This window comes from Oceanobacillus sp. AG, assembly GCF_009746545.1.
Classification (GTDB): Bacteria; Bacillota; Bacilli; order Bacillales; family Amphibacillaceae; genus Oceanobacillus; species Oceanobacillus indicireducens.
This window is the reverse complement of record NZ_WOWT01000052.1, coordinates 1-10,001: the sequence shown is the minus strand read 5'-3', so window position 1 is coordinate 10,001 and position 10,001 is coordinate 1. Positions and strand designations below refer to the sequence as shown.

Genomic DNA, 10,001 nt, shown 5'->3' with positions numbered 1-10,001 from the left:
AACCCTGTTTGAATATTCCGCACTCTGAGTGAACACTATGCCCACCAATACATTCTATAAAATGGCGTTTGAGTAATTCTAAGAAAACAGGAGCATTTTGAAGATAATCAAAGTATATAGAGGGAGGGAGTGTAAAACAAGCTACGAAACTGCAACTATACGCTCTCACTTGTATTGCGCTTTTACACTCCGCAATTAAATACCACAATTAATTTTAAGAAAATTACCGAAGCGGTTTTAGCATGTTAAAGATTCTTTCCATTATGTTAAGTTAGGATATTTATTTTATGCTGAACTTGAAAGATCCAAGTTTAGAGTAATTCTAGTAAATTTATTCATCTTAATTTAAATAAAATAAAACTATTAATCTTGAACCGGTTCCTTTAATGTACAAATGATTAGAAATGCAAGAATTAATACAGCACCAAAAAATCCGAATGCAAAGTTATAATTTCCTGTTGCATCAAGTATTAATCCTACAATGATCGGTGCAAAAAATCCGCCTAAGTTACCACCACTGTTTATTGTTGCAATAGCGACAGGATAAGTTTTCCCTGTCGTTAACCCCATTGGGTAAGCAGTAAATGCTGGCCATCCAATGTTTAAGAAAAATCCTGCAAAAGCAAGAGTTAATCCTACAATTAATGGATCACTAGGGATATAAATTACAATAAACATCATGATAGCAGTTGTAAAGGCCGTGATCATCATGGTTGGCTTGCGCCTCTTTAAGAACAATCTATCAGAAATCCATCCACCAAGAAGGGCACCAATAATCCCTCCGACAGCTGGAGCAGAAGCTAACCACCCCATGGAACCATAAGAGAATCCTTTTGCTACAACTAAATAACTTGGAACCCAGGTAAGCATCCCATAGTTTACACAGTTCATAAAAAAATAGGCTAAAGTGTCCCCAGCAATATTCCAGGAGGTAAAGATACTTTTAAATTTCGTGATTGGGCTTACTTTTTGATAACGAATAGCTTTATCAATAACCCCTAATGATTTTCTTTTAGTATGGTCATTAACTACCTCTTCTTGATGACGGATATAATCCAGTTCAAGTTGATTTACTTTCTCACTCTCTTCCGGGCTGGTTCTGATGAAAATATACCATATTAATGCGAGCATTATACCAGGAATCGCAAAGAAATAGAATACGTAACGCCACCCAAATTGTAGAGCAATGAATGTTGCGAGTGGTGGAGTGATAATGGGTGCCAATTGTGTTGAAGCAATATAAATCCCTGTTGCAGTTCCTTTCTCTTTTGCCGGAAACCATCGGTTAATAGTCGAAGTCATACCAACCGGGGTAACCCCTTCAGATATACCTAGGAATAATCGTAGTAATATTATTTGTAAAGCACTTCTAGCATGTCCAATTAAAAATGTAATCGTAGAGAATAGAATAATCGATATTGATATTAAGCCACGCGTCCCTTTTTTCCCAATTAGGAATCCTGCCGGAATTTGTGTAAGTGCATAACCTAAGAAAAACATACTGGAAATTAATCCAAGTTGAAAATTACTCATTGCAAATTCTTCTCTAATAAAAGGTAAAACAACTCCTATATTGACTCGATCAGCCATGGCAACCGTGTAGGTTAAGAAGATTACCGCCATTATTACCCACCGATAATTTGATTTCTTTTGTCCTCCAGGGTACTGACTTGGAGCTGAACTTTTTTGTGCTTCCATTATTTTTACCTCCTGAAATATTTTGCTTTAAATCGCTTTTAATAAAACGCTTACATGATAATGTTCGTAAATATTGTGTTTAAAATAGTATTTAAACAAGTTTTCTTAATACAGTTATTGATTTTTTTGATTATTTTATAGTAACTAGTTAAATTTTATAACAGAAATATTTGTTTGGTTACTCCTTTCTATTCACTTTGTTTAACACTTTTCAAAAAAGTTCAATTTCTGAGAGGGATGGTTACATTCAAGCCTCCTTTTACTTAGTCTGTTGATTGATTGTTTTTTTAGAAAATTTTAATTCCAATACAGAATAACATATGGTGGTAATTTTCTTCAAGTGATTTCTTGAAAAAAGGATATAATTTTCTTGTTTATATTAAAGACCGTACTATTTATCCGTATTTGTATCTGTGAAACGGTGTAATGGTAAGGGGTTGGACAAGTTATTAATTAATAAATTTCTTTTTTGAAAAACATTTATGAAAATAATAACCAATAGTACTTAAAAACGGTTGAAGGAAATAACCACCATGTGATACACTGTTTATAGATTTAAAAATAATATCCTTTTTTAACCGAATTTATTAAAAATGTTACAAATCGTCCTGGAAATGAGGTGGATTCTTGGAAAGAATAAAAACTTTTATCTATTTTTAATCAGTCCTAAATAGTGGACACACCTGAAATAGATAATCAAAAAAGCAATTATTAAATTGCTCGTAGGAGAGTGAATAGTATGAAGGCAGCGGTTTTCTATGGACCAAACAATTTAAAGCTTGAAAATGTAGAAAAACCAATAATCAGTGAAGAAGAAATACTGTTAAATGTAAAAGTGAGTGCTATTTGTGGTACAGACGTTCGTATTTATCAAGGAAAGAAAACGAAGGGAGTAAGAACTCCTTCTATAATTGGACATGAACTTGTGGGCGTAATTGAAGAAGTAGGGGAAAATATAGAGGATTATTTTGTAGGAGAGCGTATCGGTGTAATGCCAGTTATTGGGTGTGGTAAATGTTATTATTGCTTGAATGGAAGGGAAAATGTATGCGCAAATCGAACAGCTATTGGCTATGAATTTGATGGAGGATTTGCTGAGTATGTTAGAATTCCCAGCAGAGCAATAAAGGCTGGAAACTTGGTTAAAATACCTGATCATATCTCCTATGAAAAAGCAGTTGTAGCTGAGCCGCTTGCATGTTGCCTCAACGGTCAAAGGAAAGCCAATGTGAAAATGGGCGATGTTGTAGTTGTTATTGGTGGTGGCCCAATTGGACTCATGCATGTTCAGCTGGCGAAAATTGCAGGTGCAAGTTCTGTAATTTTAAGTGAACCAATTGAACATCGTAGAGAAAAGGGGCTTTTAGTTGGGGCTAATCATGCAATTGATCCGAATCAAGTGTCTTTAGAAGAATTAGTGCTAAGTGAAACGAATGGGTTAGGAGCAGACGTTGTGGTATTAGCTATTGGTGTTCCATCTATTGTTAATTCGAGTGCAAATCTATTGAAAAAAGGTGGTACCTTAAATTTATTCGCAGGGTTTACAAAAGGGGTATTATCCGAGATGGATCCAAATGTTGTGCATTATAACGAGATAACTATAAATGGTTCTGCTTCCTTAACTCGTTCAGATTATCATAAGGCCTTATCGTTGATATCTTCAGGTCAAATCAATATAGATGCAATCACTACAAATGGGTATACACTGGATGCTGTTGAACAAGCGATATTAGATGTTAGAGATGGTAAAGGGATGAAAGCGGTAATCACCCAATAAAAAACTATTATAAACTATTATAATGAAAGAGGAGTGTATGATTATGTCATTTTTAGGTAAAGAGGTTCGTATGAAACGTTTAATTAGTCATGAGGATGAAAAACTATTAGCTGTAGCAGTTGACCAAGCTATCGCCCGAGGAATTTTTGATGAATTAATGCCAATTCAAAGAAAAATAGATGAAATAGTAGCGGGTAATCCCGATGCGATGACAATGCACAAAGGAATTGCAGAAATGTCATTCCGTCCACATGCTGGTAAAACGGGTTTAATTCTAAAGTGTTCTTCATTCTCTCCTTGGCAACCAAATTATGATGCATGGGTAACTGAGGTGGATGAAGCGGTCCGTTTAGGGGCGGATGCGGTTTCCATGGGATGTATTGTTGGTGGAGACGATCAACCCGAACAACTGCGCAATCTGGGGAAAATATCAAGTCAAGCTGCTGCTCATGGACTTCCGATGATTGCACATATTTATCCTAGAGGAAATCAAATTCCAGAAGATGAAAAGAATGATTGGAGACATGTTGCTTATGCTGTTCGAACTGGTGCGGAGCTTGGTGTAGATATTGTAAAAACAAATTACACCGGTAATCCTGAAACATTCCGTAAGGTTGTGGAATCAACACCTGGTAAAGTTGTTGTAGCCGGAGGAAATACAGGCGGAGGTATCGAAAATTATTTTCAAATGGTATATGATGTAATTGATGCTGGAGGTACGGGAATAACCTTTGGGAGAGTGGTTTGGAATAACTCAAATCCAACAGCAGTTGTAAAAGCCTTTAATCATATCATCCATAACAATGGGACTGTTAAGGAAACAGTTGAATTGTATAATGAATTAATTAATACCCCAGTAAAACAGTGAATAGAGTTTTAAAGAGACTATAATGAAGGGGAGCTTGAAATGTCGCACATCATTGGGATTGATATAGGAACGAGCGGAATAAAAGTAGGCGCCATGAATAAAGAAGGAGTATTGCGGTACCTTGAGTACCAGCAATATTCCTTGATTTATCCAAAAATTGGTTGGGTAGAGATAGATTTAGAAGATATATGGGAAAAAACGAAAGCGCTTTTATATAAGGTGTGGGAACAAGTAGAAACGGTGGGAAAAGTAGATGCAATATCTCTAACCACTTTTTGTAATAGTTCTGTATTTTTAACAGAAAATGGAGACGCATTATCCCAAGGAATTATCTATCTGGACCAAAGAAGTAAAAGGGAAAGAGATTGTATTAATAACACGATTGGTGAAGATGTGATATTTGAGATAACTAAAAACAGATTGGAACCGGGACAATATACGATTACGACTCTATTATGGTTTAAAAACCATTTTCAATATCTCTATAAAAAAATGTATAAATGGGGGAATTTATCCACCTATATTTTGAATAAACTTACTGGAAAGTTTGTAATGGATTGGACTCAGAGTTCCTTTTCCGGAATGTTTGACATAGAAAAATATGAATGGTCTGCCGAAATATACGAGAAAGTAGGTATTGACAAGAACAAACTTCCAGAAGTTGTAGCCCCGAGTTCGATCGTTGGTGAGTTGATTCTTGATGAATATCCATTCTCTGCGGTGCCAGTCATTGCAGGAGCTGCAGATACAGCATGCTCTACGTTTGCCCTTGGTATGGGTATCAACGAAATTTTTGAATCAGCAGGAACTTCGAATGTACTAACTGTATGCACTGATCAACCATCTGTTTTGGATAAACGTTTTTTAAATCGATGTCATGTTATTAAAAATCGTTGGTTGTCCCATGGTGCCATGTCATTTCCGGGGGCTTCTGTTAAATGGTTTTATGAACAGTTTTTGAAGACTGAAGGACATTCAGAAGAAGTTTTAAATGGTCTGGCAGAAGACTCAGTCCCTGGAGCTAATGGAGTCTTTTTTCTTCCTTATTTACAAGGAGAAAGAACACCTATTTGGGATGGTAATGCACGAAGTGTTTTTGCGGGCATGCATTTAAATACAACAAAAGCAGACATGTATCGTGCTGTACTAGAAGGAACCGCATTTGGACTTAAACAAATCAATAACATTATTGAAAAGAAATATCATCTCACTACCACTGCTTTTCCTTCGATTGGCGGCGGAGCTGAAAATAAAGAATGGGGACAGATTAAAGCAAATGTATTAAATAAGGAAATTCGCATTAAGGATATTTCTCAGACTGGAGTTCTTGGTGCTTGTTTAATAGCGGGTACTGCTATTGGATGGTATTCTTCATTGGAAATTGCAGCAAACGAAATAACCAATAAAACGTTATATACGATCAAACCAGAAGAAGAGATGGTGGAAATGTATGATAAATTGCATCATGTGTTTAATGAACTATATCCATCTTTGAAAAACTTTTTTGCATTAAGTGCACACGCACAATCTCAAAATGAACTGATAGAAGAAAATAATGAAGTAATTATTTAAAAGTTAAATGTAAATGCTTACAAGGGGAGGGAATTTGTATAAATAGATGAAAATATAAATATTAGAATAATAAGAGGGGAATGTATTGACTATGAATATTTGTGTTTTAGATGGATTTACACTAAATCCAGGAGACCTAAGTTGGGAACAGTTACATCAGATTGGAAAAGCAGATATATATGATCGAACTCCTAAGGAACTTATTATAGAAAGAGCTTCAGACGCAGAAATTGTATTGACAAACAAAACACCATTAAATAAAGATATTATTGAACAATTACCTAAATTAGAGTATATAGGTGTATTAGCAACGGGCTTTGATGTGGTAGACACAAAAGCGGCAAAAGAGAATGAGATCGTAGTCACAAACATTCCAACTTATGGAACAGATTCAGTGTCTCAAATGGTGTTCGCACTTTTATTAGAGCATTGTCATCGTGTTCAGCGCCATAGTGATTCGGTTATGGATGGAGAATGGGGAAGAAGTCAAGATTGGAGTTTCTGGAACTACCCATTAATGGAACTATCAGGAAAAACAATGGGTATCATTGGATTTGGACGAATCGGTCTTCAAACAGCAAGAATTGCATCAGCTTTTGGAATGAATGTTTTAGCGAGCAATGCAAACCATCGTGATACAAATTTACCGAACTTTCGATATGCTGAAAACTTATCTGACTTAATGAAGAATTCAGATGTAGTTAGTTTGCATTGCCCGTTAACGCCAAAAACAGAAAATATAATTAACGCTAATAACTTATCTTTGATGAAATCAAATGCTATTATTATTAATACTTCACATGGAAAACTTGTGAATAATGAAGATTTAGCAGATGCTTTAAACCAGGATATGATTGCGGGTGCGGGCCTAGACGTACTTGCGGTAGAACCACCCGAAGATACAAATCCACTCCTACAAGCGAAAAATTGTATAATTACACCTCATATTTCCTGGGCTACAAAAGAAGCAAGAAGTAGATTAATGAATATGGCAATAGAGAATATTAAAGACTTTATAGCTCAAAATCCTAAGAATGTAGTTAATGCTATTTAAATTCCTTACTGCCACTCATGATAATGATTCAATCTTCTTGATATATTAGATAGGTAATAGTAGAAAAAAATCAAATAAATAGTTAGAATAAATAGTGGGAGCAACTAGAGGAAAGAAGGAATCATATCATGAGTGAATTAAATATTAATAAAACTCCTGGATTTTATGCAAGAATCAGTACAGCAAAATCGAAATTACGAGATTCTGAAAAAAAAATCATTAAATTTATTGAAAAACATCAAGAAGAAATTATTCATCTATCAATAACGGAATTAGCAGAAAGAAGTGAAACAAGTGAGTCTTCAGTAGTTCGCCTATGTAAACGCCTTGGTTATAAAGGATTTCAAGATTTAAAAATTCATTTGGCAAGAGAAGTAGTACCTTCTGAAAAACAAATTCATGAAGCGATAGAGAAAAATGATAATACGGTCACCATTAAAAAGAAAGTATTCCAGTCAAATATTCAAGCATTATATGATACGCTTGAGGTGATTAATGATGAAGAAATTCAATTAGCGATAAAAGCTATTTCGAATGCCCGATCAATTGAATTTTACGGAACAGGTGGTTCAGGAGCGGTTGCTCTTGACGCACAGCATAAGTTATTAAAGCTAGGTATAAAGTCTTTTGCTTATATCGATTCTGTTCTTCAGTCCATGTCTGCTAGTGTATTAACAAATGAAGATGTGGTTATCGGAATTTCACATACTGGGTCAAATAATGATGTCTTGGCCGCATTGAGATTAGCAAAAGAAGCTGGGGCGACAATTATTTGTATAACAAATTCTTCAAGATCCCCAATTACAAAAATATCGGATATTATTTTACAGACATCATCACAAGAAACATTGTTCCGTACTGATGCAATCTCTTCGAGAATTGCTCAATTAACTATTATTGATGTTATAACTGCGACCGTAGCTAATGAAAAATATGAATATTATCAAGCTAATATTGAAAGAACACGTAACTCAACTACTGAAAAGAAAATGTAGGGATTCTAATTGAATATTTTTTTAAGTGATCTGGAAGAAAATTACCTTCAACTAAAATAGATATTAAAGAAATTTATTTTGTTCTAGTGTGTTTAATAAAGAATAATTGTAAGCTAAATTAAGAGAAATCGACAACTGTGGAGGCGCAAAAGGTGAGATATCAATTAAAGAGTAATTTTAAAATGTTTACTTTGAATTCGAATCAATCACTAGCCAATGAGGTGGCTGAACTATTAGGGTATGAGTTAGGTAAATGCACGGTATCAAGGTTTAGTGATGGTGAAATTCAGATAAATATTGAGGAAAGTGTACGTGGGAGTGAAGTATTTTTAATTCAATCTACATCTTATCCTGTGAACGAAAACATAATGGAACTACTCATAATGATTGATGCATTAAAGAGAGCTTCAGCCAAAATCATTAATATTGTAATACCTTATTATGGATACGCTAGACAAGATAGGAAGGCCCGAGCGCGAGAACCAATTACAGCTAAGTTAATTGCGAACCTTTTAGAAAAAGCTGGTGCTAACCGTGTTGTTACGCTGGATTTGCATGCTCCTCAGATTCAAGGTTTTTTTGACATACCTGTTGATCAATTAGAAGGAGTTCCAATTCTTGCTAACTATTTTAAGAATAAGGGATTAGAAGATATGGTAATTGTATCTCCAGATAATGGTGGCGTGGGAATGGCTAGAAAAATGGCAAGTAGCCTAAACGTGCCACTTGCTGTTCTCGATAAAAGGAGACCACAACCCAATGTTGCGGAAATCATGAATGTATTAGGTCATATTGAAAATAAAAATGCCATTATTGTTGATGACTTAATTGATACAGCTGGAACGATTACTTTGGCAGCGGATGCTCTGATTGAGAAAGGAGCGGAATCAGTTTATGCATGCTGTACTCATCCGGTTCTTTCGGGTCCAGCTATTAGAAGGATTGAATCATCGGTAATTAGAGAGCTAGTAATAACAAATACAATTGAACTACCGGAAGAAAAAAAGATTGATAAAATCACAACATTATCATCTGCTTCACTACTTGCAGAAGCAATTTATCGAATACATAATGAAAAATCGGTAAGTTCCCTATTTGAATAATAGGAAGCACTTGTTTTTATCATATAAAATTAAAGTACAACACGGATATAATTAAATGTAAAAAACTTGGTAACGTCAAAAGTTCTATGAAAACCAAGTGACAAACCTGCAAGTCATTTTAGCGACCAATAAACGGTTGGCAAGAACGAAAGAAAATGCAGAATGATTTCTCTAGCTAGCACACGGGTGCCTAAAGAGTGGACGACAAATAAACCCCAGAAACTGCGGGTCAAGCACATCCTTCCTTGTTTGCCGCTGCGCATTGTCTCAGATGATTTAGAGGTAGTCAAGGAAAGCACTTGACAACCTCTAAACCATCTAAGATTACGTTTCCAAGGCAAACAAAGGGGAAACTGTGGTCAGGAATGTCTCGATTAAGATGCCTGCCTATCTGTAAGGAAGTCCTGAGACATTTCAATTAATTTCGTCCACCGTTCCGGCATATTAGGCATCTTTTCAAGCTCCGGAATGATGACCGGCACGTTGTATTCCAGTGATGCATGTGGTCTAAGGAAGTTAAAATATGCCACAAACAAAGTCACATAGGAAACAGAGCCGGCCTGTGAGCCGAACCCGGTGGTTGCCCTGTAGTTCCCTTTGAAAGACCGATTTAAACGCTCAATAATCTGTTTCATCGGGCGGTATTCTTTGGACACAGGGTCATCGTTGGTAAGCCCAATAACTTTGTGAAGGTCAAAGTGGATCCCATGTCCAGCAAAGTAGTGCTGAGCCAAAATGTAAATGGGATTCCCATCGACAACGAATTTTAAGTCCTCTGGTATCTCTTTGAACTTTTGAAATACCTGGTCCAAAGCCTTGATGGCCGACAGCGTATCCCGGTTTGGTGAAACAGGGTAAGACAAGATGATTTTCTTTACCGCATCAAAGAAGAAAAACAAGTAATGCCAGCGACCTTTTACCCGGATGTAGGTCT

General features: G+C 35.8%; 8 protein-coding genes. 6 read left to right on the top strand and 2 right to left on the bottom strand.

Features of this window, described 5'->3' with window-relative positions:
- Window positions 1-363: 363 nt before the first annotated feature.
- Window positions 364-1,698 (bottom strand): MFS transporter, encoded by a 1,335-nt coding sequence (locus tag GN217_RS18080; protein WP_156858033.1) that lies wholly within the window; start codon window positions 1,696-1,698, stop codon window positions 364-366.
- A 739-nt stretch (window positions 1,699-2,437) separates the two neighbouring features.
- On the opposite strand from GN217_RS18080, the gene GN217_RS18075 reads away from it, so the two are divergent.
- The 6 genes from GN217_RS18075 (at window position 2,438) to GN217_RS18050 (ending at window position 9,067) form a co-directional block, all read left to right on the top strand.
- Window positions 2,438-3,475 carry a zinc-dependent dehydrogenase gene (locus tag GN217_RS18075; protein WP_156858032.1) on the top strand — a complete coding sequence of 346 codons (1,038 nt, stop codon included), beginning with the start codon at window positions 2,438-2,440 and terminating at the stop codon, window positions 3,473-3,475.
- A gap of 43 nt (window positions 3,476-3,518) precedes the next feature.
- Window positions 3,519-4,343, top strand: coding sequence for a class I fructose-bisphosphate aldolase (locus GN217_RS18070; protein WP_156858031.1), 825 nt, complete (start codon window positions 3,519-3,521; stop codon window positions 4,341-4,343).
- A gap of 39 nt (window positions 4,344-4,382) precedes the next feature.
- Window positions 4,383-5,915 carry a xylulokinase gene (locus GN217_RS18065; RefSeq protein WP_156858030.1) on the top strand — a complete coding sequence of 511 codons (1,533 nt, stop codon included), beginning with the start codon at window positions 4,383-4,385 and terminating at the stop codon, window positions 5,913-5,915.
- Window positions 5,916-6,006: 91 nt separating this feature from the next.
- The gene (locus GN217_RS18060; protein WP_156858035.1) at window positions 6,007-6,969 is read left to right on the top strand and encodes a D-2-hydroxyacid dehydrogenase; all 963 of its coding nucleotides are present in this window, start codon (window positions 6,007-6,009) and stop codon (window positions 6,967-6,969) included.
- A 128-nt stretch (window positions 6,970-7,097) separates the two neighbouring features.
- On the top strand, window positions 7,098-7,964 hold the full coding sequence (locus GN217_RS18055; protein ID WP_156858029.1) for a MurR/RpiR family transcriptional regulator: 867 nt from the start codon (window positions 7,098-7,100) through the stop codon (window positions 7,962-7,964).
- A gap of 152 nt (window positions 7,965-8,116) precedes the next feature.
- Window positions 8,117-9,067, top strand: coding sequence for a ribose-phosphate diphosphokinase (locus GN217_RS18050; RefSeq protein WP_255454421.1), 951 nt, complete (start codon window positions 8,117-8,119; stop codon window positions 9,065-9,067).
- A gap of 374 nt (window positions 9,068-9,441) precedes the next feature.
- On the opposite strand, the gene GN217_RS18045 is transcribed toward GN217_RS18050, so the two are convergent.
- The coding region (locus GN217_RS18045; RefSeq protein ID WP_156858028.1) for a DDE-type integrase/transposase/recombinase at window positions 9,442-10,001 on the bottom strand (560 nt) is incomplete at its 5' end.

Bases quoted from the DNA above. Each gene is read 5' to 3' on its own strand.
- GN217_RS18080 (WP_156858033.1), bottom strand. From the start codon at position 1,698: ATGGAAGCACAAAAAAGTTCAGCTCCAAGTCAGTACCCTGGAGGACAA.
- GN217_RS18075 (WP_156858032.1), top strand. From the start codon at position 2,438: ATGAAGGCAGCGGTTTTCTATGGACCAAACAATTTAAAGCTTGAAAAT.
- GN217_RS18070 (WP_156858031.1), top strand. From the start codon at position 3,519: ATGTCATTTTTAGGTAAAGAGGTTCGTATGAAACGTTTAATTAGTCAT.
- GN217_RS18065 (WP_156858030.1), top strand. From the start codon at position 4,383: ATGTCGCACATCATTGGGATTGATATAGGAACGAGCGGAATAAAAGTA.
- GN217_RS18060 (WP_156858035.1), top strand. From the start codon at position 6,007: ATGAATATTTGTGTTTTAGATGGATTTACACTAAATCCAGGAGACCTA.
- GN217_RS18055 (WP_156858029.1), top strand. From the start codon at position 7,098: ATGAGTGAATTAAATATTAATAAAACTCCTGGATTTTATGCAAGAATC.